The sequence below is a fragment of the Neobacillus niacini genome (assembly GCF_048572935.1).
GTDB classification, from domain to species: domain Bacteria; phylum Bacillota; class Bacilli; order Bacillales; family Cytobacillaceae; genus Neobacillus; species Neobacillus niacini.
Genome location: NZ_CP183883.1, coordinates 128,978 through 155,000, shown reverse-complemented (window position 1 = coordinate 155,000; position 26,023 = coordinate 128,978). Strand labels below are relative to the sequence as shown.

Sequence of the window (26,023 nt, the reverse complement as noted above, 5' to 3'; positions counted from 1 at the left end):
TTTGGCAGGTGTGGCACGAAACAGTAAATACTCCCTTGTTGAGTTTGCCTATACCTTTCAAAAACTAGTAATATGGTTAACGGGGTTAGAAGTCGGTACTTGCTGGATGGGGGGAACGTTCAACCGAAATTCGTTTGAAAAGGAAATCCAGCTAGGAGAAGAAGAATTTATCCCCTGTATAACACCCATCGGATACCCGAACCAAAAACAACGGGTATTTGATAAGGCACTCCGATACGTTGTTAAGGCTGATAATAAAAAACAATGGGATCAGTTGTTTTATGACATTTCATTTGAAGTTCGATTGAAAAGAGAAAATGCAGGACCACTGGAAATACCTATTGAAATGGTCAGGCTTGGCCCTTCCGCATCTAATAAACAGCCTTGGCGACTTTTAATGTCCAGCGATAGAAAGGTCTGTCATTTTTACATTGAGCATACACCCAATTATAGTTCGAAACTTGGATATGACATGCAGCTTTTAGATATGGGAATTGCCATGGGGCAGTTTGAATTAGCTTGTAAGGAATTGGAGATCGAAGGTCATTGGTCTGTGGCAGAACCAAGTATACAACTCCCAACGGAGCATATTGAGTACATCGTCAGCTGGAATACTCTTTGATGAATGTGAAGAATGGAGTCGGTAGAAATGCCCCTAATTGAATACAAACAATTTATTCAGGCGCCCATTGAGGTTTGTTTTGACGTAGCAAGAGGCTTCGGCAATCACTCACAAACTCCCTTGAAAGCTAGGGGAAAGGCTGTCGCTGGTATAAGTAACAGTTTGCCAGGAGAAGGTGATTGGGTATCTTGGGAGTGTGTACATTTTGGGATTAAACAAAGGATTACTTCGAGGATTATATTCATGGAAAAGCCTCATAGTTTTGTAGAAAAAATGGTTAAGGGCCCATTTAAATCTTTCATATATATCCATCAGTTCATTGAAGAAGAAAAGGGAACGACAATGATTGATCATATTCAATATCATTTATGGTTGGGTCCAATTGGAGTGTTAATGGATAAATGGTTCTTAGCTAAATATATCAAAAAGATTATTGTTACACGTTCAATAGACCTAAAGCAAATAGCAGAAATAAAAACTAATCAAACGTTTGATTAAAGGGGTTGAACTTTTGTTTAAAAGGATTTTCGATGAACTAATCAAACGTTTAATTAACTTCTTAAAGGTTCAGAAAATATTATGGCTTCGATAGTTCCACTTTTCTTTTTTCCATATCCATGGCTGATACAATATATGCAAAACCATTCATTAAAAAGTAAATTACATTTGATTGTACCCGTTCCGTTTCTCCTAAATAAGTATTTAAGATAATGATGACTGAGTATAAAATAACAAAAAATAGAGCGATTTTATTAAAGATTACCATTTAAACAACTCCTTTTTTAGGATACTTATTTTATCATATTTTCGTAAAGCTAAACTTATGCAGACCAAGAGGCATTTGTGGATGAGTTTCTCGGTTCCATCATTCCTTATTAATTACCATGATAGACAAGATTAGTAAAATTTATAAATGAGTTCAATGAAAAACCTGTATAGATGATACCTTATTCATCTATACAGGTTTTTTAGGTGTTCTTATATTATTTTTAATGACTTAACGACACAGAGGTTCGTGGTCGGGAAGCCTTATACCATTGTCGGCAGAATAAGAATATCAGGCTAATTTCTATCATATCCCCTCCATAATACATGATCATTCCTCCCACTTGTGCCTGTTCAATTGGTACACCAGCGGGGGGATAAGCATAAATGTACTTTGAAAGGATTCCGTGGGCGGCTAATGACAGAATTAGAACGATTGCTCGAAAAATAAAACTATACCGATGGGGGAGGGGGTCAATATAGATAATCGAAATGGTATAAAGATATCCTGCCAAGAATACATGCAGATGTATAACCATATGAAGAAGGTTATATTGATGCATTGCTGAGTACAGGTCTGTCGTATATAATACCCATAAACCTCCGATATTGAGTATAGAGGCAACAAGTGGGTGGCAAAATATGCTAACTGGAAAACGCTTTAAAATGCGGGAGAGTTTTCTAGCATGTCCAACACTTAGTGTTCTCATTAATAGAGTCATTGGAGCAGCATGTGCTAGAAGAAGAGGCGCCAGCATTCCAAGAAACAAATGGCCAACCATATGGGCCGTGAAATTTTCATGAGCACGGTCGGCGACAGGACCGATTAGTGCAGCAGCTGCCGAAAGAACGCCGGATACCCAGTACATGTATCGATAAATCGGCCATCGCTTATGACGTTGGTTAGAGACTAATCCTAATAGAAGATAAATCAATACAGCCAGTACAAAAGGGAGAGCTAAAAGAAGTTCAATTGACAGCTCTTTTGCTTGATGGATATGGTGATGTTCCATTTAGACAGTCCCGTCCATCGTTTTTGATTCCCGGCTAGTCCGAAAAATGATGATAAATCCAACAACTAGTATGAGAACCGCGAGTATATTCCATACCCAATCGTAAAGTGCAATTTTGACGTTATATCGAATTTGATGAATCCTCATGATTTTATGTTGAACCGTACCATCGTATAAATTAAATCCGCCTCCGCCCAAAAGAAATCCTCCAAACCATCTCTTTGGCCACCAAGCATTTCTACGACGAAGGTCGGAAACCAGAAATAACCCTGCTACCGTTGAGAACCAGCTAAATGCATGAAAAATCCCATCTGATACCAGACCAATATCAGGGGTAGATTTATCATAGAAATGGTGCCAGTGCAGGAGCTGGTGGAACACAGCCTCATCGACAAAAGCAACAAAACCGATCCCTAGTAAACAACCCGACAATAGATTTTGTCCTAAGTAGTTCAAACGTTCATCAAGAACCTTAGACATTTAATTCTCTCCCTATACCAGTTTTTACCTCCCATTAGTTTATCCTGTCTCAATAAATTCCAAACAGTTTATGGATAAAGGCAATAGAACTGATTTTAAGGGTACAAATCTAATCAAACGTTTGATTAACAGGTAAGAAAAGTGGGAATATAATTTTTTGCCTGCGGTGGATTAACCGCAACGCTAATATACCAATGCCAATGTTTGTCACCTTTTCGCCTGCCGATGACACCACTTAAGATCATACCTAATTCCACATTAACAGTCGGCAAATCTTTTACATAATACGATTTATGCGAACCCAAATCAGTTAATACACATGTGTCTTCAATTTTGCTTGTGACCTCGAATACACCTTCCTGAGTATTTACAAAATGGGCGCCATTTAGTGTTAAGTTTTCGATGTCTTGTTCTGGATTCCAGTCAGGACTATAAGCTTTCGGAAAGTGTTTGAAAAAGAGGACATTTAATAGTTTTTCACAGGATTGTAAATGAAGAGCAGCTTCTGAAGTGGATATTTCGATTGCAGGATAATAATGAGTACCAACTCTTTTATCAAGCCATTGAACAAACTTTTTCAATTGGATTAGGAAGTTAGCTGCTTCCTTCATAGCTGGTGAGATTGATATGTTTTGGGGATAAAAGTAATAAATGAGTTTTTCCCAGAATGAGGACCCACAGAGATCCCAAGAGGAAGGACAATCATCTTCTAAACAATCGGTCATAAATTTTGATAGAACCCGGAGAAATTCGTTGCGATTTTCGTCAGAGGGTTTTTCACGTTTGTATGCAATTAAGTCCTTTCCATAGTAAAAGACAAGACCTCGATTCCTCATTCCAAATTCAGAACTTGTCGCTAAGTCCATAAATACGCTCTTTCTTTCTTGTGGAGTTGTCATAGGAATTGCCCATGCGTTTATTTCCGGCATGTTTTTGTCTCTAGAATTTTTCTTTTTACTAATTTTCATAAATCGACCTGCTTTCAGAGTTTTTTAGGGGCGTAGCAGAGAGGGTAAATCAGGGGAATTGGATGTAACTATTTGTAGTATACAATTTTATAGGGAAGAGGATTATCATGAGAATTGTAATATTTGTGAATATTTGAATATTAATTTTTTGTAAAAAAGAACCTGCCCCACGAAGGGACAGGAATGATAATCAGATTAAACCAGGGTGTTAATTGGGAGTACTTTTTGCAGTGCACTCTTTTCTTCATCATTCAAGGGAATCATGGGAAGACGGACTTCCCCAACCTGGACACCTTGCATATTTAATGCAGCTTTTACTGGTGTAGGGTTAGGTGCTGCAAATAATGCTTTCATAATTGGGAGAAGGCTGCGGTGTAAAACAGCTGCTTCTTGAACACGTCCATTTTTAAATAGTGTAACCATCTCCTGCATTTGATTGCCAATGATATGCGAAGCAACAGACACAACACCTGCGCCGCCGATGGCTAGGACTGGTATAGTTAGTCCATCATCACCACTGTACAATGTAAATGTATCCGGAGTACGGCCAATGATTTCTGCCATGGCATCTAAATCGCCGCTTGCTTCTTTTACCGCCACAATATTACTAATTTCTGAGAGGCGGACAATGGTTTCTACGGAGATGTTGACGGCACAGCGTCCAGGAATATTATAAAGCATTATCGGTAAGGAAGTAGCTTCCGCAATGGCTTTAAAATGCTGAAATAACCCTTCTTGAGATGGTTTATTGTAGTATGGAGCTACGAGCATAATTCCATCAACGCCTGCTGCTTCTGCCTGTTTCGTTAAGCTGATAGATGCTCTCGTGTTATTAGAGCCAGTTCCAGCGATGACAGGCACCCTGCCGGCTGCAACCTCGACCACGAATTTAAATAACGCTATTTTTTCCTCTGTTGTTAATGTTGGAGATTCTCCAGTGGTTCCTGCAACTACTAATCCATCCGTACCATTAGCAATTAAATAATTTACTAGTGCTCTAGCTGCGTGATAGTCAATCTCTCCATGTTGATCAAATGGCGTCACCATAGCTGTTAAAACTTGGCCAAAAATCATCAAGCTCACCCTTTACATAATTTTTAATAAAAATTAGAGGTAGATCAGGTCAATCAATAGTAAACGCAAAAAAGCAGCAACGAAGGCTCGCTACTGCAGTAGAAACATAATTTAAAACCGTTCCTTTGCGTAAGATAGCCCTCCATATAGTCACCTATATGACAGTTCTGTATTTATTCAATAGCAGAACCAGCGGCATAGACAAATGAGATTCTAACCACTTCGGCAAATTCCCCTTTCCACAATCATCCTAGGACCTCATTATCCTCCTATTGCGTACTTATGGTCTTTGCGCCTCTATCCTCACTTCAAGGTAATGAAGTAAGAAAATATTTAATTATTAATAATAATAGCAGAAAATTCTATAAAATTCAAGAGCAAAGGTGCCCTGTCACCGTAGGGACTGCGGTGACAGGCACCACTCGTGGACACTGTCCGTGTGGGGTGGACAGTAAATTCCTATGAACTGGAACTTTATCCTATCTTTTTAATGAAAACTACTTTTAGGTAGTCCGATTCTGGGTAATGTTTATTGGTTCGGAAGTCGTCAGGAAGTGAGTATTCTTCCATTATTTTATAGCGTTTTTTTGATTCCTTAAAGGCTGTATCTATGAACCCTTTAAATTTGTCCATATTAAAAGAGCTAGAATTGGTGGATGCGAGGATCGTTCCGTTATCCTCCGTTATTGAGATGGCATCCTTTAACAGGTTTTTATAATCTTTTTCTGCACTGAAAACAAACTTTTTTGATTTTGCGAAACTTGGAGGATCAAGAATAACGACATCAAACAGTAGCCCTTTTCTTACAGCATATTTGAAGTAGTTGAATACATCCTCTACAATGATATCTTGATCCTCATATGCTATTCCATTCACTTGGAATTGCTCAATTGTTTTACGTTTGCTACGATTAGCAAGGTCGACACTTGTCGTTTTTTTTGCGCCACCTAAAGCGGAAAACACTGAAAACACTCCGGTATAGGAGAATGTATTTAATACCCGTTTCCCTTGTGTATACCTATCTCGTAATGCTTTTCTAACATCCTTTTGATCTAAGAATACACCGACCATAGCACTTTCATTTAAATAAACGGCAATATTGACGCCGTTTTCCTTCACGATAACTGGGAACTCTCCTCGTTTACCTGTGACGAAGTCATCCTCTTCAATGTATTTACCACTTTCATCAAAACGCTTTTTCTGATAGATGGCTTTATACTCCACTAATTCCTTCAATGAATCTATAATAAATTCTCGAAAATGATAAATGCCTATACTGTACCAGGTAATCAAGTAATAACCATCAAAGTAATCAATCGTTAAACCACCGATTCCATCGCCTTCACCATTAAACACTCGAAATGCTGTTGTTTCAGAACTGTTGTAAAAAAATTCTCTCTGATCGAAGGCAGCCTTCAAAGTCTTTTGAAAAAAGCTATGATCAAACGTTTCACTTTCTTTAGCGCTAAGCACCCAACCGAGACCTTTATTTTGCTTACCATAATAGCCTTTAGAAATAAAGTTGTTCTTTTCATCAACAAGGTTTATGGTGCTACCTTCTTCATCTAGAACATTAGGATTCATAATGGTGTCTTTTGTGATAAGCGGGTAGCCGCTTTTATATTTATTAACGAACTTTGATTTCACCTTTAACCTTACTTCTGTTCTCATCTCTTCATCCTATCAGTTGTATTTATTATTAGTATTGTTAACAATGTTTGTAAAATCAATAACTGTCAATCAATCATAACACTGTTTACGAGTGATGCGTATTTCGTCATCAAAATAAAGATAGAGGAACGCATAAAAAAAATCCAGGTAAACTGGATCTAATTTTCTAATCAGGACTATTATTTTCTAAAAAACGATGTATAGGCGAGGAAGGACCTCACTGTTTCCCTTTAATGGGTATCCGCCGTTAAGGATAAATCTGCCGGCCTTTTCCCGTTTTGCAGGTCTCCTAGTGTTAAGCCAAAATTCATTTGTAAGTGGGGATAGTCTTTAAATTGAGCCCAATCACCGCCCCATTCAAAGCCTAGGGCTTTTGCCATTTCTACCACTTCGCCCCAATCTGCTTTTCCATTTTGGTTGCCATCATATTGCATATCCCAAATAACATCTGCTGAGGGGGTTTTTATGGCAAAATCAATGGCAAGCCCAAAGTTATGAAACGATTCTCCTCCTCTTGCATGAGTTACAATATTTCCAGCCGCTGTTCGGCCTTGTTCATAAAGTCGATCTTGGACTTCCGCACTACGGAAGTCATCGGTTATCACCATCATAATTCCTTTATCAGCTGCTTGTTGGACTAACTGATTGCTCCGTTCTCTCACTACTGGATGAAGTTCCGTTGGCATTGGAGCAGTACCACCAATGTTAAAACGATTTAATATGCTGATGCCAATAGGGTTTTCTACAATGAATAAAATAATAAGACCTATAATGAATGTAAATAGTAGTCTGCCTTTCCAGTTAAGTCTCAAAGTCGTAGATCCTTTCTTATCAAAAGTCTTTCATAAACTAAGACGAGAACTAAAGAAGCAATGTTTCAAAAAATTGCCTTCCTAATTTTGTATATCCATATGCAGTTCCATACAGAAAAAGTCGTTCCATAAAAAAAAGATCCAGCACAACTGGATCTTCCATATCAGTAGTTTATCCTTCAATTTGAGTAACTTTCACTGTCCAATTAAATGGATCTTCTTTTTTCCCTAGCTGTATTCCAGTTATCTCATTATAAATAGCCTGTGATAGCTCACCAATATTATTATCGTTAATAACGATGGATTGGTCTTTCCAAGTTAGTTCGCCAACAGGGGAAATAACGGCAGCAGTTCCTGCTCCAAAGACTTCCTCGAGTTCACCGCGCTCGTTTGCCGCAAAGACCTCTTCAATCGAGATTCTCTCTTCGCGCACCGGGATATTCCAATATTTTAATAATTGAATGACTGAATCACGAGTGACTCCAGGTAAAATGCTGCCATTTAATCTTGGAGTTACCACTTCGCCATTGATTTTGAAGAAGATATTCATACTGCCGACTTCTTCGACATATTTATTCTCTTTCGCGTCAAGCCAAAGGATTTGTGCGTAGCCGCCTGCGTCTGCCTTTTCCTGTGCTTTTAAGCTGGCCGCATAGTTGCCTGCTGTCTTTACATGACCCACACCGCCAATAACCGCACGAACATATTGCTCTTCTACATATATTTTAACCGGATTTAATTGACTGCCATAATAGGCCCCAGAGGGAGAAAGGATGACCAGCAACTTGTATTGGCTCGCAGGACGAACACCAAGATAAGGCTCAGTTGAAAAAATGAATGGTCGAATATAAAGGGATGTACCCTCACCATTCGGCACCCAGTCTTTCTCTGTAATAATTAATCGTTTAATTCCTTCTAATAAAAACTCCTCATCAATTTGAGGAATACAAAGCCTATCACATGACTCGTTTAATCGCTTCATATTTTTCTCTGGACGGAATAGCTGGATCGAACCATCCGATTTCTTATATGCTTTCATTCCTTCGAAAATAGCTTGTCCGTAGTGGAACACCATTGATGATGGTTCAAGTGTTATAGGCTCATAAGGAGCAATTCTCGGATCATACCAGCCTTTTTCGCTATGATAATCCATCACAAACATGTAATCACTGAAATACTTCCCGAAACCAAGTGAAGCGGTATCAGGCTTTGCTTTTAATTGTTCTCTAGGAATAAATGAAATCTCCTGTTTCATGCTCGCACCTCATCTTAATAATAGATTCAGTTTGAAACACAATTCAATGAAAAATCATGTTTCAAACCCATAATAATTATATTTTTGAAATAGTAAAAATACTTTCCTATACTATACCACTATTTAAATAAAAACACGTAAATTTTGAAATAATTTTGTCAAAGCCGTGACAATTGTGCTTACCATGCCTGAAAAACTTTGTCATATATGACAAATATAACTTGTGAGAGATTATTCATTTTTGTAATGTTAACCACGTTACCATACTACTAATTTTCGTTATTCCTATATAGATTGAGAGAAATTCATTAAAGGAAAGTGATCATATGAACAAGCCTAAAATTGCATGGATTACGGACACAACTGCTTCTCTTAGCAAAGAGTTTATTGAAAAGCACCATATACATGTTATTCCCTTGCATGTTGTTATTAACGATAAATTTTACAAAGAAACCATTGATATTACCGAGGAAGAGTTTTATCATCGAATGAAAAATGAGGAAGGAAAATTTCAATCATCTCAGCCAAATATCGGTGATATCGTCGACCTTTATGAAAAGTTAAAAGAAGAGTATGACTTTGGCATAGCGATTCACGCCTCTAGTACTTTAACTGGCACGTATCAAACCTCTGTTATGGCAGCGGAAATGGCTGGTTTTAAATTGTTTGCGATCGATTCACGTACCGGTTCCTTCCCTTTATCGTTCCTGGTGAAAAGGGGAATAGAACTAGTTGAACAGGGACTTGAAATAGACGAAGTAGTTTCTCAATTAAACAATCTGCGTGACCATACTCGATTATTTTTGGTACCATCCAACTTGGATCAGCTTCATAAAAGCGGCAGGGTATCTGGAAGTCAAAAAATACTGGCCTCATTATTTAATATTAAGCCGATCTTATCGATTGAGGATGGCGCTGCAAAAATTAAGGATAAAGTCCGAACTGAAAAGAAGGCACTCGCATGGCTGGTAAATCATTTAAAGGAAGACCTGGATACAAAAACCGTTCAGAAAGTGGCTATTGTACATGCAAACGACCAGGAAAAAGCGGACGGACTTGAAAAAATCATACATGAAACATTCCCAGCGATTGAAACAGAAAAGTTAATGCTCATAACCGTTGCCGGTGTGCATACAGGTGTTGGGACACTTGGACTTTCATGGGTAAATGAATAACAAACAGGAAGAGACACCCGATCCATTGTGATCGGGTGTCTCTTGTATAAGTGGCTATCATTTCGATGGATCTAGACTAAAATCAGTACCTTAACTCATTCATCTTCCGTATAGGCTTCGGTTGTCGTATCCCTGCAATCCCAGCATTCACTTCGATTTCTCTCTGGGAGAGATAATTCGTTTCCACAAGAAATGCAGATATCCATAAGAAAAGACTCCCCTTTCCAGTGAAAATTTGGTTTTAAACTATATATATTCACCCATGATAAAAATATTTCATTTTATTTTCGACAATCCATCAATTATCTTTAACTGGAAAGGGCATAATTCCTTATCATGAGTGCAAAGAATTCCTCATAATCATACATATAACGATGGACAAAAGCAGGTGTAAAATGAGTATTATTTTAGCATTATTAGCAGCTTTATTTGCGTCATTTACAGCCATTTTAGCAAAAGTAGGAATCGAAAATGTAAACTCCAACTTAGCGACTGCTGTTAGGACAATAGTGGTATTAATTATGGCTTTTACCATGGTCATGATAACAGGCAAGCTGGAGACAATTTCTCTGATACCAACCAATGCTTTGTGGTTTATTCTTTTATCTGGTTTTGCAACAGGTTTTTCATGGTTATTTTTCTTTAAAGCACTTGCCATTGGTGATGTTTCCAAAGTGGTACCGATTGATAAATCGAGTGTGGTACTGACGATTATATTTTCTATTCTGGTTTTAGGGGAGCCGGCCGAACCTCTGATTATGGCTGGAGGAGCCATTATTGCAATAGGAACGTTTATTTTGATTGGAAAAAATGAAGATAAGAAACGATTTTCAGGATCGCAGCGGTATATTGTGTATGCCATTTTAGCGGCGGTATTTGCTGCCTTAACTTCGATACTGGCAAAAGTCGGAATGGAAGATGTCGACTCCAATGTGGCAACTTTTTTACGCACCATTGTGATCCTGTTATTTGCCTGGGTGATTGTATTTTTCCAAGGAACACATAAGAAGTTGAAGGACATTTCGAAAAAAGGGTACCTGTTTTTAATTCTATCCGGGGTGGCGACTGGTTTATCATGGTTATGTTATTTTGCTGCTCTGGCGATGGGCAAAGTTTCAATCGTTGCTCCCATTGATAAATTCAGCGTGGTACTCACGATGATTTTGAGTTTTAGCATTTTAAAGGAAAAAGCGGCCAAACATACGATTATCGGTGGTATTGTTATAACGATTGGAACGGTATTGCTGATTTTATAAGCTCAATGAAGTTCAAGGCTGGATTCAGGTTGGTTTCTGGATACCTTTTTTATAAAAAAACTTTTACCTGCCAAAATGATTCCGCTACCTGCAATTTTAAGTTGCTTACCTGCATAAATTTCATTTTACCTGCATATATCCATTGTTTATCTGCCTAACAAATTCAGCCATCCAAACCGACACTGAAAAAGCCAGGCTGTGGCCTGGCTTAGGTGTTGTGTTTTCCTATATATGGAATATTTCGCTCAAATTAAAGCATAAATGCTCGATTGCAGCTGCAGATTTTTGATACCTTTTTCATTAAAAATCCCTTACCTGCCAAAATGGTTCCTCCACCTGCGATTTTGAGTCGCTTACCTGCATATATTGATTGTTTATCTGCCTAACAAAATCACGGCAGTACAGGTCATCCTGCTAGTCCTTTTATTAAAACTTATCCCCGTTAAAAATAGAATTCTTTACAATAACATAATCGACATGACGGATGGCTTCTAACTCTTTTCCGCCAGCATAGGAGATAGAGGATTGTAAATCTTGCTCCATTTCGACAAGTGTATCGAGTAAAGAACCTTTGTGTTCCACCAGCATCTTCTTACCTTCGACATTCTTGCGTTCTCCTTTTTGATACTCAGATGCGGAGCCGAAGTATTCTTTATAAAGATTGCCTTCTTTTTCAATTGTTTTGCCGGGAGATTCTTCGTGACCCGCAAATAGGGAGCCAATCATCACCATACATGCACCAAACCGTATGGACTTCGCAATATCACCATGGGTACGAATCCCGCCGTCCGCGATAATCGGCTTACTTGCTGCCTTTGCACACCAGCGGAGAGCCGCTAGTTGCCAGCCGCCCGTTCCGAATCCTGTCTTAATCTTCGTGATACATACCTTTCCAGGTCCAATCCCAACCTTTGTCGCGTCTGCACCCGCTCGTTCTAACTCGCGGACAGCCTCTGGCGTTCCAACATTGCCCGCAATCACAAAACTTTGGGGCAAGTGCTGCTTAATATGTTGGATCATTTGAATTACAGCATTGGAATGACCATGTGCAATATCAATGGTAATGTATTCCGGACTAAGCCGTTCTTCTGCTAGATGTTCAATGAAACGATATTCCTCCTGCTTGACTCCAACACTAATAGAAGCGAATAACCCGCGAAAGTGCATGTCTTTAATAAAATCCAGCCGCTTTTCTGGTTCAAAACGATGCATGATATAAAAATAACCTTTTTCCGCTAAGAAGATAGCAATCTTATCGTCAATGATGGTCTGCATATTGGCAGGCACGACAGGCAGCTTAAAGGTCCTGCCGCCAAAAGAAACGGTTGTATCACACTCAGTTCGGCTATTCACGACACTTTTTGCCGGAATTAATTGAATATCTTCATAATCAAATACACTATCCATAAGGGCCTCCTCAAACAAAAATCATCAATGGTTTAGTGTGTTTGAAATGGTATCTATTTATTCCTTTTTTAAAAATTCCTCCCAATCTCTACATAAAAATAGCGGATAAAGGTAATTGTAAGCATGAACTTATTTTAGGAGGAATTATATGAAAACAGTTAAACTCATATTGACCTGCATTTGCATTGCGGCAGTAGTAGCGGGATGTAATATGAAAGAAGAAGGAAGAGAAGCCGATCAGCACGGCGAGATGAGTAACCGCAATTTTGGTGCTTTAGATACAACAAATAGTTTAGGAAATCCTAATTTAAACTTTACAAACACAAACACAAACAATACTAGAACTGGATTAAGAGTAGCTAAAGAAGCAGAGGATAACGTACAGAACTTAGATGAAGTGAAACGTGCGGTTATCATTGTTACAAACCGTAATGCCTATGTAGGGGTTGTTATGGTTAATGACTTCGAAGGTGAACTTTACCCATATGTGGAAGACCAAATCGCTCAACAAGTTCGGGCTGCAGACGCCTCTATTCAAAATGTATATATTTCTACCAATCGTGACTTTGTCAGACAGATGAAAAAATATCGAGGTCAAATACAAAATGGACGAGCAGCAGATGATTTAAATGGCGGATTTAATACAATGGTGGATAGAGTGTTTAATCATCATCAGGGGGTTAACAAGCGCTAATCTGTACCTTGTGTAAAGAAAATAAAAAGGAGAAAACATTTCTACGCTAGCTAGAAATGTTTTCTCCTTTTTTACGCTCTATTATAATGGAATGTCGATTTCACTGGGTTTGGAAAATAAACGGCAAAATTCCGCTTAAATTAGGAAAAACCCCAATTAACTTAAAAATAAAGGAAGTTTTTCCGTTTATACTATTCAATTCTGTGGATTTTGTCTTATTTTGAGCAGTTAATCGGAATATCTCCTCCTAATCTGCTTTTTAAACTTCCTCCATATTCATTAACCGGAAATTCTCCCCCTATGAATTCGCTACCTACATGAAAATCAGCCATGAATACTAATAAAAGTCTATTCATGGCGAATTTCAATCAGTGTAATCTCATCGGTCTGATTTAAAGCATCCTTCAATACTTGCTCAAACTCATTCAGCAGAGTAGGTCTTGCTCCTTTTATTCCAAAGCTTTCAGCAAGCTTTACATAGTCAGGGTTTCCAAAGTCTGTCCCAAAGCTATGTCCAAACTTTTCCTGCATCATTTGTTCCTCTAGTTTTAAGGCAGAATTGTTGAGAACGATGATGATAAAAGAGAGACCTAATCTTTTGGCAGTCTCGATTTCAGAGATATTCATTAATGCCCCTCCATCCCCCGTGATACAAATAACCGGGGCTTCCGGAGAAGCTAATTTGGCCCCAATAGCGCCAGGCAGGGCAATTCCCATTGAGGCTAATCCATTGGAGATGATGAGTCGGCCAGCTTGTTTTGGTTGATAGGTACGAGCAATGGATACCTTGTGGGCACCTACATCAGAAAGGACAATGGTCTGTTCTGTTGAAAGTTTTTCAATAACGGTTAAGATATTCTCTACTGTTAATGATTGATTCCCTTGCTCACCTAAATTTATTTGGTAAGACTCCTTAATCTTTTCCTTCACATTCCCTGTTGGAACCCATGATTTAGGAGTTATATCGAGTTGATTAAGCGCCTTGAATGTCTCCGTTAAATCGCCGGCCATTTCCTCTTTAATCGGGTAGTATTCATCGATTTCTGCAGGCAGCGGATTGATATGTAAAATAGGGAGCATTTTTTTATTCCAGTCCTTTGGAAGTGCTTCAACAAAATCATATCCAACCACAACCAATAAATCAGATTCCTCGATGATCGGCAATCCAGCATCTTTCTTGTTAAAACCGAACGTAAAATAATTAAGTGGATGGTCTTTAGGTAAAATTCCTTTTACCATAAAGCTATGGATCACAGGTGATTGAAGCTTCTCGACAAAGGTGCGGAGTTCTTTCGCTGCTTTTTGCCTTATGACCCCGTTCCCTACAATGACAAGTGGTTTTTGGCTTTGATGGAGTAGAGTACGAGCTTCCTCTAATGATTGTGAAACAGGTGTTGATTTTGGAATAGGTGTTATAGGTATTGGCTGGGCTGAAGTCATTTGTGGTGCCAGGTTCTCTGGCAGTTCAATAAAAACGGCACCCGGTTTTTCCATTTGTGCTACTCTAAATGCCTTCCGAATGATGGCCGATAGGGTTTGTACATCCTTCATTTGAACAGACCACTTTGTGGCTGGTTCAAATACTTTAACAAGATCTACATATTGGTGTGATTCTTGGTGCTGCCTTTCAAAGCCTGCTTGTCCTGCAATGGCTACAACAGGGGAATGGTCCAAATTAGCACTTGCTATCCCGGTCAGAAGGTTAGTGGCTCCAGGGCCTAATGTCGCTAAGCAAACACCAACCTTGTTGGTTAATCTGCCGTATACATCGGCCATAAAGGCTGCGCCTTGTTCATGACGGACATTCACAAACTGAATTTGTTTTGATTTGGACAATGAATCCATCAAATCAAGGGTTTCCTTTCCCATAATGCCAAAAATATACTCAACACCCTCATTTTCTAAGCATTGAACGAGTAAATCTGTTGCTTTCATAAGACGCTCCTTTCCAACTGCATATTTCCTATTTTCCCCTTTTATTTACTTAAAAAACAAAAAAACTACTTCTTGTAGAAATAGTTTTTAGGTATTATTTTTTGATTGGTCTTATGAGTTTAGGGAGTAATCGTAAGACTAGTTCAATCCATAACCCACAATATAGGAGTGAAAATAAGTAAATAACGATGATATTCAAAACTTTAAAATTTAATAAAAATGGTCCTAAAACAGGGAATTGAACGACATAGAGTAAGAGGCATATCCCAATACATAAAAACAAACTTGAGAAGGTTAGAACTTTCCAACGTCTGTTAAACAAGATAAAACCAAAGCCGATTCCAATGGCCATAGCACCCGTCGTAAATGGATAGACAATCAGTTCAGAAGGTTGCATGAACAGCAGTAGGAAAATCGTAAGTAGATAGCTTAAGACCCCATAGGATGGTGAGATTAACAAGCTTAAGATTATGGGGGCGGTGGAAAAAGGGCTGATGAGCATTCCGATTCCTGGGAGTATCCCGCCTGCAGCCTGCAAGATAGCCGTGATTAAAGCCAGTAACGCAGTAGCAACCACTTTAAAGGCGAAACTTCTCTGATTTCTTACTACAGCGATTGCTGGTAAGATGATTTCCTTTATATCCTTTTTCCAAAACATGGGGAATCACCCTTTTTGTCTTAAGTACCGTTATTTACGGTTTTAATACTGCTATAAAGATATTCTAAAAACTATCTAAGTAGAATTAATAAAGGGGGTAACCGCCGTATTAACGGTTAAGGTAAAACCGATTATAGGAATGAAAAAGAATGTTAATAGTTTGGAAGACGAGTAATTACAAGGTGATATAATGTATATAGAAACATAGAGAATTTGGGCTGTAAGCACAATTTAGGTAAAGTGAGATTAGAAGGAAGCTTATTATTGATACTTTTTCATAGACTAGAAAGGGGTTAAAGGCACGTTGGATGTAAAAAATCTAGAATTAGCTAAACAACTGCGTCATGAATTACACCAGAATCCTGAACTTTCGAATGAGGAAGTCTGGACTAAACAGTATTTAATTAATTTTCTTAAAAAGAATACTAGGCTTGAAATCGTAGATAGAGGCCTTTGGTTTTATGCGATTTATCGAGCAGGTGAAGATAAAAAGAACATTGCTTTTCGTGCGGATTTTGACGCACTTCCCATGCCCGAAGTGATAAACATTCCTCATGCTTCTATGAATCCAGGGATTTCCCACAAATGTGGGCACGATGGACATGCGGCAAGCTTAGCCGGCTTTGCAGTGGAGGTCGACCAAAAGGGTGCGGATAAAAACATCTTTTTCGTCTTCCAGCATGCGGAGGAAACGGGAGATGGCGCGATTGAATGTGCCACTTTTATTAAGGAACATAACATTGAAGAAATTTTCGCCTTTCATAATATGAGTGGAATGGCCTTTAATTCAATCAATGTCATCGACGGAACCGCTCATTGTGCCTCAAAGGGCATGACCATCACCATGGAAGGTTCCCCCGCTCATGCGAGTCAGCCTGAAAATGGAGTTAATCCTTCATTTGCTATTGCAAAAATCATTGATGCGATTCCAGGGCTTATTTCTCCTAACAGAAATGAAGGTTTGGTACTCTGCACGGTTGTTCAAGTAAACATAGGGGAAAGAGCATTCGGATTAGCAGCAAGTAAAGGTGAGCTTCTGTTAACCATCCGTGCTCTGTATGAAGCAGAACTGGGTAATCTTCAGAAAAACCTTGAGGACCTTGCACGAGAGCAGGCTGAAAAGTATGGACTAAAAGTAAGTTTCTCTTTCAACGATGAATTTCCAGAAACGGTTAACCACAAAGAAAGTTCTGACAAGATTCGTATGGTAAGCCAAGAAAAAGGATTCCAGTTGGTTGAAATGAAGGAAGCCTTCCGTGCTTCTGAAGATTTCGGACACTATACAAAGTTCACTAAAGGTGCGATGTGCTACATCGGAAACGGTGAAAATTATCCGCATATTCATACCTATGAGTATGACTTCCGAGATGAAATCATTGAAACCGCAGTGGAACTTTTCAAAGGACTTGCGGAAATATAGGAACCGTAAAGCGAACCGTGACTGGCACTGTTCGCATTTTTAATAGCGTAAAACGTTGTGTTCTTGCATACCTAGCCATCCTAGAAAAGTACCGCTAATCAATTAAATTACGATACCTTTCTAGGACCGCCTCTATCAAAATCTCACTTTTATAAAAATGGCTGGCATAAACACTAACCATCATTTGATTTTCTTCGGTTATCTGGATTTTCCATAATACCCGATTAATAATGTCTGCTAGTGCTTTCGGATTTGCATACATTGTATTCCATGCACGTACTTGTAATTCTAAATCATTCCCTAAGGCAGCTGCTTCGATTTGTTCGGTTGGGACAGGTTCATTAAAATGGGCATACGGATCTTCATAGACGTCTGTGTAGATGAATTGAATTGGATTGTACTCTGTTAAATCATAAATAAAACGTTGATTTTCAACAGAAACAACAATCTCATTTTGTCCCAATTCGAATTTTCCTTTATCTAAAATAAGATTATCTGTAAATGCATTAATGTTGCTTCTTAAATGAGGTGTAATCAACGAATAGCGATAATCAGGATTTAACAGGGAAACGTATTCTGTAAGTGAGGTTTCTTCAAGCTTTTCTTCATCTCTTAATCTTGTATACATCATCGGACGATAATAATATTGGGCATTCATCCCCTTCATGGTAATTGTCCACTCCGCCTCGGGACAATCAAACAACACCCGAAACGCAAATCCCTCGTCCGTTTTCTGCAGTTCGTAGTAAATCAACAATTGCCCAACTTGCAGTAGGTCATCCGATTCTTCTATTATGACGTCATTAAAAATAAGATGAATATGGGATTTGGTTGAAAATCCGCTGTCTGTATTGATGTAAAGATGAAGCGTATTCCCTTCACGTTCTATCCTCTCAATGATGGCGTCATGCAGACTTTCTGCAAAGACATCCTGAACGGCCATTGGTAAATAGGCGATCGCATGTAGTGTTTGTTCATGGGCAGCATCTAAAATTTGTTCAAATTCCTTGACTGTCTCCTGTACCCATTGCAAGTAATCTTCCCTCACTTTTTTTGGTAATGTCGGTTGATTTAATGTACCATTTTCCACGTAGGGAATGAAACGGCCTGGCAAGACATGTAACAATTCCTCTTTCACTTCTTTAAGTTCTTCCTTCAAGCGTGCAATAAGGTCTTCCCGCTCCGTTTTTGCTTCTCTTAGTGCCATTTTCCAGTCATCATCAGATTCATGAATGGGAAGAAGATGACACTTTGAAAATTTTTCTTTCGCTTCTTTTGTTAAATTCCACATAACCGCACCTCAAAGTATTTGGTAAAGATAGTATACTATACAATTTTGCCTTTACCCCGAACGGACTCCATCCTGTATTGAAAGGAAAATGATTAACAAAAAAACTAGATGCCCTATATGGAGGCATCTAGTTTTTTTGACTAGCTTATTTTGTGTAATTATCGAAATAACCTTGGATAAAGATAATAGGTGTACCCTTATCTCCACTTCCTGAAGTTAAATCGGATAGAGAACCGATTAGGTCGGTAAGTTTTCTAGGTGTAGTCCCTTGTGATTCCATTGATCCTACAAGGTCAGATTCTTTATTATTAATAAATTGAGAAATCGCTTGTTTAAGTTCTTCACCTTTTAGATTAGCAAAATTATTATCAGCGAGATATTTTAATTTTACTTCATTCGGTGTGCCATCAAGACCTGATGTGTAAGCTGGTGATACAACTGGATCCGCTAGTTCCCATATTTTACCTACAGGATCTTTAAACGCTCCATCTCCGTAAATCATCACTTCAACATTTTTTCCAGTCTTTTCTTTAAGCATATGCTGTATGTTATCAACGATAGGCTGGCAATCACGAGGGAAAAGTTTAACACTATCCTCTGTTGCTTTATTTGATCCTAGTAGACCATAAGCTTCATTGCATCCGCTGCCATCAACAGACTCCGATAATATGTTATCAAGGCTGTAAATCTTTTCTCCACCATTTGCTTTTAATATTCTCTTCGTTCTAAATCGTGTATGGATATCACAAGTTAGAACATTTTTTGTGTAATCCAAAATGGTTTTTGGATTGTTTGAGAAGATAACATCACATTCAACACCGTATTCTTCAACTAACGATTTATAATAATCAATATAATCAACGCCAGTAAAGGTATGTTTCTTATATCCAAAATAATCACGGAATTGTTTTTCTGTTAATACATCTGTCCAAGGATTAACTCCCTTTTCATCAAGCATGTCAAGATCCACTAGGTGATTACCAACTTCATCAGATGGATAGCTAAGCATTAAAACGATTCTTTTAGCTCCCTTTGCAATACCACGGAGACAGTTTGCAAAACGATTACGACTTAAAATAGGGAATATAACTCCAATCGTATCTTCACCAAATTTTGTATGAATATCTTTTGCAATATGATCGATCGTCGCATAATTACCTTGAGCACGAGCAACGATTGATTCGGTTATCGTAACAATATCTTTATCGTTAATGGTAAAACCTTCAACTTCTGAAGACTTTAACACACTATCCACAACGATCTCTTCTATTTGGTCCCCTTGATTTATGATTGGGCAGCGAAGACCTCTTACAACAGTTCCAACTACTCTTTCCAATATAATCGCTCCTTATAACTACTTACGTTAAATGATATCTACTTGTAATATACCTTCGTTTAATGATATAAGTAAAATTAATATCTCTAATGATGGGTATAAGAGGTGATTATGTGATAAGTAAATTAGATTTATATAAAGTATTTTGTATGGTGGGGAAGAGTGGAAGTTTTTCTAGGACAGCAAAAGATCTTTATATGACACAACCAGCAGTTAGTCAAGCGATTATGCAATTAGAAAGAGAATTAGATACACGTCTTTTTACTAGAACACCCAAAGGGGTATCTTTAACAAATGAGGGTAGTCTTCTATTTGAACATGTAAATTCAGCGATTAATTTAATTGATGCCGGAGAAGAAAAGATATTAGAATTTAAAAATTTAACAGCAGGGGAATTAAAGATAGGTGTCGGTGATACGATTTCTAGATATTTTTTGCTTCCTTATTTAGAAGATTTTCATAATAAATATCCCAATATTAAATTTAAGATTAAAAATGGTACAACATCAGAAATCTGTGCTTTATTAAAATCAGGCGAGGTTGATATTACAATTTGTAACTTTCCGATCGATGATCCTTCATTAGAACAAATACCATTTATTGATATTCATGATACTTTTGTTTGCGGGGAGAAGTTTAAGAAAATAGTATCTAAACCATTAAGGCTTCATGAATTAGTAAAACTGCCACTAATCTTTCTTGAACCAAAGTCAAATTCAAGACAGTATGTAGAGGATTATATATTATCTAGAGGTATAAAGATGTCGCCGGAATTTGAACTAGGCTCACATGATTTATTATTGGAATTTGCTAAAATAAATTTGGGAATTGCATGTGTGACGAAAGAATTTTCACAAGAGTATTTAACTAAAGGATTATTGTATGAAGTACAACTGATAGAAGAGATTCCAAAGAGAAATATAGGTGTATGTTATTTAAAAAGTGTTCCACAGTCACCATCTTCAACAAAATTTGTAGAAATCATAGAAAAAAGGATGGAATGAAAAACAGCACCTTCTCGTAATACCTGGAGAGGTGCTGTTTTGTAGTTTCGAACATTAGACAGGTTTTATGTTTTTTATCCAGATGCCTCTCCGTAAGGCTGGGGAACATGTTAAGCACTCATTTAGAAAGATAAACGGAAAAATTTCGCTTAAATTGTAAAACGGATTAAAAATGGTCCTAATAGACAGAGAGATTCGATTAAGTCCGTATAATTGTGTAAAAACAAAATGAGTCAAATTAGTTCCTCATGGCTACAATGTTATCAGCGACGAAAACAATGAGGAGGAATTAATTTGACCCAGTTTCAGTTTAACCTAAATATTGAGGATTTAAAAGATTGTATTATGAAATCTGATATCGATGCAGTTGTTAAAGCGTCTGTTGTCCTGGTTCTAAATTCAGTTATGGAAGATGAAAGAGATAAGCATTTAAACGCTAGAGCTTACGAGCGTTCTACTGACCGACGCGACTACCGGAATGGTTATTATGAAAGAGATCTCATTATGAGTATTGGAAGAATCACCCTAAGGGTACCTCGTACACGTAACGGGGATTTTTCTCCATCCGTATTTGAAAGGTATGCCCGATGTGACCAAGCACTTGTCCTTTCTATGTTAGAAATGGTAGTGAATGGTGTATCTACCCGAAAAGTAAAGAATATTGTACAACAGTTATGTGGGGAAAGTTTTTCAAAATCACTTGTTTCCTCTCTAACAGAGAAACTTGACCCGATTGTAAATAAATGGGCTAATAGGCCAATTAATACGATGTATTATCCCTACATCTTTGCAGATGCCATGTACATTAAAGTGAGGGAACATAACCGAGTGGTATCTAAGGCTGTTTATATCGCAACTGCCATTAATGAAAAAAATGAGCGAGAAATCCTGGGGTTGAAAGTAGACCACTCTGAAAGCTATGAGGCTTGGCAAAGATTTTTTCAACACTTACAATCACGTGGTCTTCAATCACCAAGATTAATCATATCAGATGCACATAAGGGCTTAAAAAAGGCAATTGGCACAGAGTTTGTGGGAACAACCTGGCAGCGCTGCACTGTACATTTTAAAAGAAATATCTTTAATCAATTACCAAAAAAAGATATGGACGAGGTAAAAGCGGCATTAAAAGGGATATTTAATGTAGTAAAAATTGAAGATGCTAGGAAACTTAAGGACGAGTTTATGGAGAAATATGAGGAAAATCCAAAACTAGAAAACGCAATAAATACATTAGAAGAAGGCTTCGAAGATGCCATTCAATATTTGAATGAACCTACTAAATATCATCATCATATACGTAGCACTAATTCCTTGGAACGATTGAATCAAGAAGTTAGGAGAAGGGAAAAAGTCATACGGATCTTTCCAAATACACAATCAGCGTTCCGATTAATAGGAGCTGTACTAATGGATATTGCCGATGAACAAGCAAAGAAACCATCTATGATAGGGAAAAAGTAGGAGTAGGAGCGAAGCGCGCGAAATTTTGATGGTTTTGGAAGGGGGTACCCCCTTCCCAAACCATCAAAATTCATAATAGCTATTAAACATTGTAATCATGAGTAAATTAATTTACACAAAATCTAGGACTTGACTGAGAGATTCCGCCTATTGACTCGAAAAACGTGGAAATGGGGGATTTTGCTTTGCATAATCGGAAAACCTCCCCTTATTAACCTCGAAATAAGCTCCATTTTGCCTTTAACCGGAAAATCTCCGCTTATTTGACTTTCGCTGGTTACTTTAAGGACAAGACTGATCCCTGGTTGTTTCTTTTTCATTAGCTGTAAACCAAAAGGAATTGAGAAAGCCTATTTCAATCATCATCCGAAATTTGATATTGATGAAGAGTGTCTTCTTGTTGCAGCCAAATCAGTTGGACAAGTTGTATGCAGCTATTATGGGTTGGAGTAGGATTTGAAATCACTTTTTTAATATCTATTAGCTCGAAGGTGTATCGATGCAAATACAGGAGGAAATCATCCCATTAAAAATAACGGAATATCAAACCTATACAAAAAAGAGGGCAAGGAAGAAAAGGAACAAACCTTGCAATTTGATTCCATAAAAATACGGTTTCCTTGTGTAAAAAATAAAAGACTGACAGAAGAGGTTACTCTGCAGTCTTTTTGGTTTTTCGGCAAATGAAAGTATCCTAGCAAATCAAGTTAATGTAATGACCTCATATTTTGAAGCTAGCTCAATAAATTGAGCCATTCCGCTGATTTTTCCCGCTGTAAGCTTATCATTCAGCTCATAATAGTCAACACATGTTTTACAAGCAAGGACGTCAACGCCCTTTTCTTCAAGTTCTTTTAATTGGAGTGAAACAAGCGACTTTTCCGTTAAGGTAAACACGCCACGGTTCATGCAAAAAACAGCTGCAGGCAGTTCTTCCCTTTGTTTAAGAATCGTAAAGAAGGTTTCTAAAATTCCTTCACCTAGTTCTGCTTCACCTTTGCCAAGTTGATCTGAAGCAAGTAAAATTACTTTGTTTTTCATTTCCTTCACCTCTTTAAGTTACTGATATTTTTAATTATCTGGATTTATTTGCTTAATAGATTGTACCACTAAATATTGAAGCACATAAATGAATATTGCCCAAACACGCTCTAAACCTCCACTTAGAATTAATCCTCTTTTTTAAATTTAAATAGTCCAGCTTTTTGAGAAATATGAAAATAAGGTTAAGCATTGAAACTATCTATAAACTCATAAGCAAGTATTTTAAAAAGTTTCATAAATTCTTAGCTCAATTAAAGTTCACTAATGATTAAGTACACAATCTTATCTTGACTGTAAATGGAAAAATTTATGTTAAAGTAGTTTTGAAGGTGGTGATTACAATGAAAAACAAACAAATACTTTTAATGGTGTTGTTCACCATAGCATTTGTTATATTGTCTGCTTGTGGAAACCCGACAAATAAAGACATTGCAGCTAGTACAACAAAGGAAGATCCAGTGGAAAACAACACTCCAGAGATTGATGACAAGAGTCCGGTAAATGACCAAGAGGATACTCCTTCTAATACGTCTGCAAATTCAAGTGATAAAGAGTCATCCAATATCGATACTAGTGAAAATGGAGTGATGGAAAGTAAAAAGGTAGAGTATCTCCAAAAATTAAATACTACTAAACAAGCAACTGAAGAATTGGCAGCAACAGATTCATCAACATTCGCATTAAAAAAAGTGGAAAACGATAGATGGGAAATGTGGGATGCCTTGTTGAATGAGGTTTATGCAGTCCTTAACGAGCACCTTTCTACTGAAGAGATGGACCAATTGAGAACAGAACAACGGAATTGGCTAAAACATAGAGATGATACTGCACTAGAGGCATCCCAAAAAAATAAAGGCGGTACGCAGGAACACTTAGAATATGTGGCTGTATTAGCAAATCTTACAGAAGAAAGATGCTATGAGCTGGTCGAAATTTATATGAAATGATTTTAGCGAACAGTATTAAGCTCTTCATGAGAAGATGAGAAACAAGTAGAGATTGAAAATGCTACAAAAAGAGCAAAAGCTGCAATTGAAAGACCTTTAGGGAGGCCGAAGTCGTGAGAACTTCGGATATGGTAGAGCCAAAAAAGCCAGGCTGTGTCTGAAGTCGTGAGAACTTCGGACAAGGTAAAGCTAAAAAAGGAGCGCCTTGTCCGAAGCCGTGAGAACTTCGGACAAGGTAAGACCAAAAAAGCAAGAGCGTGTCCGAAGTAGTGCCACCTACAGACAAGGAAGAGCCAAAAAGGCAAGGCCGTGTCTGAAGTCGTGAGAACTTCGGACAAGGTAAAGCTAAAAAAGGAGCGCCTTGTCCGAAACCGTGAGAACTTCGGACAAGGTAAAGCTAAAAAAGGAGCGCCTTGTCCGAAGCCGTGTCACCTTCGGACAAGGTAAGACCAAAAAAGCAAGAGCGTGTCCGAAGTAGTGCCACCTTCAGACAAGGAAGAGCCAAAAAGGCAAGGCCGTGTCTGAAGTCGTGAGAACTTCGGACATGGTAGAGCCAAAAAAGTAAGGCAGTGTCTGATGTCGTGAGAACTTCGGACAAGGTAAAGCTGAAAAAGGAGCGCCTTGTCCGAAGCCATTTCACCTTCAGACAAGGAAGAGCTATAAAGGCAAGGTCGTGTCCGTAGTCCTATCAATATCGAAATGAACGCCAAAGCAGCTTAGAATATTTCTAAGCTGTTTTTCTTTCTAATCCGATAAAATCCGTATAAAAAATATCGAGTGAAAAATTAATAATAGCGATATGATTTATTTGAAGAGGAGGGAAATGAAATGTTACAAGAGTTTAACGATTTAATGGAATACATCGAAGAGCATTTAACGGAGGAGATTTCTGGAAAAGAAATTTCGAAAATTGTTGGGCTTTCTGATTATCATTTTAAAAGAATGTTTTCGTATATGGCTGGAATGACATTGAATGAGTATATCAAAAACAGAAGATTATCCAAAGCGAATGTTGAATTAATAAACGGTGCAAAAGTGACAGATATTGCCTATAAATATGGCTATCAATCAGTCGAAGGATTTTCTAGAGCCTTTCGTGAATGGTGCGGCTTCTTACCTTCAGAAGTAACGAAAAATAAAATTCAAAAATCATTTCCCAAATTTTCATTCTTTATAGATATTAGGGGAGGAATTTCCATGGAATTCAAAATTGAAAAGAAAGAGAAATTTAATATCATTGGTGTATCAAAAAGGGTGCCGATACAATTCGAAGGTGTCAATAATGCAATTTTAGAACTGGCTCAGTCCATTACCGAACAACAAAGAAATGAAATGCATCAATTGGCTGATTTATATCCACATCAAGTCTTGAATGTATCTTTTAATTTTGATGATGGATATTTGGAGGAAAAAGGTTACTTAACACATATGATCGGTTTTGCAACGACAAAAGAAAATCCATTCGCTGATTTAGAACAACTTTCGATCGAAGATAGTTTATGGGCAATCTTCCCTAATCAAGGCCCATTCCCTGCTACACTTCAAGAAACGACTGCAAAAATTTATTCTGAATGGCTGCCATCTTCAGGTTATGAAATAGCTGATCTGCCTGGCATCTCTTTTACAAAGCATGATGGTACTTATGAAAATGTATATAGCGAAATTTGGATGCCATTAAAGGAAAAAGTAAAACTTAATCATACGTCTGAGGTATAAAACCTCATTTAGATAC

Annotated in this window: 24 protein-coding genes, 1 pseudogene and 1 riboswitch (1 of these 26 only partly in view); of the genes and pseudogenes, 11 read left to right on the top strand and 14 right to left on the bottom strand. The window is 37.8% G+C overall.

From position 1 onward, the window contains the following. Both ACN6MT_RS00795 and ACN6MT_RS00790 read left to right on the top strand, forming a co-directional pair. Nucleotides 1-622, top strand: partial view of a nitroreductase family protein gene (locus tag ACN6MT_RS00795; RefSeq protein WP_419954423.1) — the 3' portion only. The gene continues 242 nt to the left of window position 1, outside the view; 622 of the gene's 864 nt are visible here — the last part of the coding sequence; its start codon lies off the left edge, out of view; its stop codon occupies nt 620-622. Between the two features lie 27 nt (nt 623-649). Then, nucleotides 650-1,120, top strand: a complete 471-nt coding sequence (locus ACN6MT_RS00790) for an SRPBCC family protein (protein ID WP_419954422.1) — start codon at nt 650-652, stop codon at nt 1,118-1,120. 79 nt (nt 1,121-1,199) lie between these two features. On the opposite strand, the gene ACN6MT_RS00785 is transcribed toward ACN6MT_RS00790, so the two are convergent. From ACN6MT_RS00785 to ACN6MT_RS00750, 8 genes are all read right to left on the bottom strand, one after another. Further along, nucleotides 1,200-1,388 carry a hypothetical protein gene (locus ACN6MT_RS00785; protein WP_063255267.1) on the bottom strand — a complete coding sequence of 63 codons (189 nt, stop codon included), beginning with the start codon at nt 1,386-1,388 and terminating at the stop codon, nt 1,200-1,202. Between the two features lie 223 nt (nt 1,389-1,611). Next, the gene (locus ACN6MT_RS00780) at nt 1,612-2,400 is read right to left on the bottom strand and encodes a cytochrome c oxidase assembly protein (RefSeq protein ID WP_419954421.1); all 789 of its coding nucleotides are present in this window, start codon (nt 2,398-2,400) and stop codon (nt 1,612-1,614) included. Next, complete coding sequence (locus ACN6MT_RS00775) at nt 2,401-2,880, bottom strand: DUF2243 domain-containing protein (protein ID WP_419954420.1); 480 nt, start codon at nt 2,878-2,880, stop codon at nt 2,401-2,403. Between the two features lie 125 nt (nt 2,881-3,005). Next, on the bottom strand, nt 3,006-3,848 hold the full coding sequence (locus ACN6MT_RS00770; protein WP_419954419.1) for a hypothetical protein: 843 nt from the start codon (nt 3,846-3,848) through the stop codon (nt 3,006-3,008). A 195-nt stretch (nt 3,849-4,043) separates the two neighbouring features. Beyond that, nucleotides 4,044-4,922, bottom strand: a complete 879-nt coding sequence (gene dapA, locus ACN6MT_RS00765) for a 4-hydroxy-tetrahydrodipicolinate synthase (RefSeq protein WP_419954418.1) — start codon at nt 4,920-4,922, stop codon at nt 4,044-4,046. 127 nt (nt 4,923-5,049) lie between these two features. Continuing rightward, nucleotides 5,050-5,230, bottom strand: a riboswitch (Lysine riboswitch). Between the two features lie 166 nt (nt 5,231-5,396). After that, complete coding sequence (locus tag ACN6MT_RS00760; RefSeq protein WP_419954417.1) at nt 5,397-6,593, bottom strand: class I SAM-dependent rRNA methyltransferase; 1,197 nt, start codon at nt 6,591-6,593, stop codon at nt 5,397-5,399. Nucleotides 6,594-6,823: 230 nt separating this feature from the next. Continuing rightward, the gene (locus ACN6MT_RS00755) at nt 6,824-7,327 is read right to left on the bottom strand and encodes a M15 family metallopeptidase (protein WP_419956358.1); all 504 of its coding nucleotides are present in this window, start codon (nt 7,325-7,327) and stop codon (nt 6,824-6,826) included. Between the two features lie 250 nt (nt 7,328-7,577). Further along, a complete protein-coding gene (locus ACN6MT_RS00750; RefSeq protein WP_419954416.1) occupies nt 7,578-8,660 on the bottom strand; it encodes a branched-chain amino acid aminotransferase in 1,083 nt (360 codons plus the stop codon). Nucleotides 8,661-8,986: 326 nt separating this feature from the next. On the opposite strand from ACN6MT_RS00750, the gene ACN6MT_RS00745 reads away from it, so the two are divergent. Together ACN6MT_RS00745 and ACN6MT_RS00740 are read left to right on the top strand one after the other, a co-directional pair. Further along, nucleotides 8,987-9,835, top strand: a complete 849-nt coding sequence (locus ACN6MT_RS00745) for a DegV family protein (RefSeq protein ID WP_419954415.1) — start codon at nt 8,987-8,989, stop codon at nt 9,833-9,835. Nucleotides 9,836-10,230: 395 nt separating this feature from the next. Next, on the top strand, nt 10,231-11,091 hold the full coding sequence (locus tag ACN6MT_RS00740; RefSeq protein WP_419954414.1) for an EamA family transporter: 861 nt from the start codon (nt 10,231-10,233) through the stop codon (nt 11,089-11,091). Nucleotides 11,092-11,517: 426 nt separating this feature from the next. Here the strand turns inward: ACN6MT_RS00740 and guaC are convergent, their stop codons facing one another. Then, the gene (gene guaC, locus ACN6MT_RS00735; protein WP_419954413.1) at nt 11,518-12,498 is read right to left on the bottom strand and encodes a GMP reductase; all 981 of its coding nucleotides are present in this window, start codon (nt 12,496-12,498) and stop codon (nt 11,518-11,520) included. A 148-nt stretch (nt 12,499-12,646) separates the two neighbouring features. Here guaC and ACN6MT_RS00730 point away from each other — a divergent pair, with 148 nt between their 5' ends. Then, a complete protein-coding gene (locus ACN6MT_RS00730; protein ID WP_419954412.1) occupies nt 12,647-13,192 on the top strand; it encodes a YhcN/YlaJ family sporulation lipoprotein in 546 nt (181 codons plus the stop codon). Between the two features lie 348 nt (nt 13,193-13,540). Here the strand turns inward: ACN6MT_RS00730 and ACN6MT_RS00725 are convergent, their stop codons facing one another. Beyond that, a complete protein-coding gene (locus tag ACN6MT_RS00725) occupies nt 13,541-15,127 on the bottom strand; it encodes an acetolactate synthase large subunit (protein WP_419954411.1) in 1,587 nt (528 codons plus the stop codon). Between the two features lie 94 nt (nt 15,128-15,221). Then, nucleotides 15,222-15,785 (bottom strand): hypothetical protein, encoded by a 564-nt coding sequence (locus ACN6MT_RS00720; RefSeq protein ID WP_419954410.1) that lies wholly within the window; start codon nt 15,783-15,785, stop codon nt 15,222-15,224. Nucleotides 15,786-16,089: 304 nt separating this feature from the next. Between ACN6MT_RS00720 and ACN6MT_RS00715 the strand changes: the two genes are divergently transcribed. Beyond that, the gene (locus ACN6MT_RS00715; protein ID WP_419954409.1) at nt 16,090-17,205 is read left to right on the top strand and encodes a M20 metallopeptidase family protein; all 1,116 of its coding nucleotides are present in this window, start codon (nt 16,090-16,092) and stop codon (nt 17,203-17,205) included. Nucleotides 17,206-17,299: 94 nt separating this feature from the next. Here ACN6MT_RS00715 and ACN6MT_RS00710 read toward each other — a convergent pair whose 3' ends face one another. Both ACN6MT_RS00710 and ACN6MT_RS00705 read right to left on the bottom strand, forming a co-directional pair. Then, nucleotides 17,300-18,496: a DUF4085 family protein gene (locus ACN6MT_RS00710; protein ID WP_419954408.1), complete on the bottom strand. Its 1,197-nt coding sequence runs from the start codon at nt 18,494-18,496 to the stop codon at nt 17,300-17,302. 145 nt (nt 18,497-18,641) lie between these two features. After that, on the bottom strand, nt 18,642-19,832 hold the full coding sequence (locus ACN6MT_RS00705) for a coenzyme F420-0:L-glutamate ligase (RefSeq protein ID WP_419954407.1): 1,191 nt from the start codon (nt 19,830-19,832) through the stop codon (nt 18,642-18,644). A gap of 113 nt (nt 19,833-19,945) precedes the next feature. Between ACN6MT_RS00705 and ACN6MT_RS00700 the strand changes: the two genes are divergently transcribed. From ACN6MT_RS00700 to ACN6MT_RS00690, 3 genes and pseudogenes are all read left to right on the top strand, one after another. Next, entirely contained in the window at nt 19,946-20,836 is an 891-nt protein-coding gene (locus ACN6MT_RS00700) for a LysR family transcriptional regulator (protein WP_419954406.1), read from the top strand. A gap of 294 nt (nt 20,837-21,130) precedes the next feature. Then, nucleotides 21,131-22,300, top strand: a complete 1,170-nt coding sequence (locus tag ACN6MT_RS00695; protein ID WP_419888493.1) for an IS256 family transposase — start codon at nt 21,131-21,133, stop codon at nt 22,298-22,300. A 297-nt stretch (nt 22,301-22,597) separates the two neighbouring features. After that, nucleotides 22,598-22,753 (top strand): annotated as a pseudogene (locus ACN6MT_RS00690) (amidohydrolase); the annotation flags it as partial. A 249-nt stretch (nt 22,754-23,002) separates the two neighbouring features. Here ACN6MT_RS00690 and ACN6MT_RS00685 read toward each other — a convergent pair. Continuing rightward, the gene (locus ACN6MT_RS00685) at nt 23,003-23,341 is read right to left on the bottom strand and encodes a DsrE family protein (RefSeq protein ID WP_419954405.1); all 339 of its coding nucleotides are present in this window, start codon (nt 23,339-23,341) and stop codon (nt 23,003-23,005) included. Nucleotides 23,342-23,685: 344 nt separating this feature from the next. Between ACN6MT_RS00685 and ACN6MT_RS00680 the strand changes: the two genes are divergently transcribed. Together ACN6MT_RS00680 and ACN6MT_RS00675 are read left to right on the top strand one after the other, a co-directional pair. Continuing rightward, nucleotides 23,686-24,291 (top strand): lysozyme inhibitor LprI family protein, encoded by a 606-nt coding sequence (locus tag ACN6MT_RS00680; RefSeq protein ID WP_419954404.1) that lies wholly within the window; start codon nt 23,686-23,688, stop codon nt 24,289-24,291. 828 nt (nt 24,292-25,119) lie between these two features. Beyond that, entirely contained in the window at nt 25,120-26,007 is an 888-nt protein-coding gene (locus tag ACN6MT_RS00675; protein ID WP_419954403.1) for an AraC family transcriptional regulator, read from the top strand. The last annotated feature ends 16 nt before the right edge of the window (nt 26,008-26,023 follow it).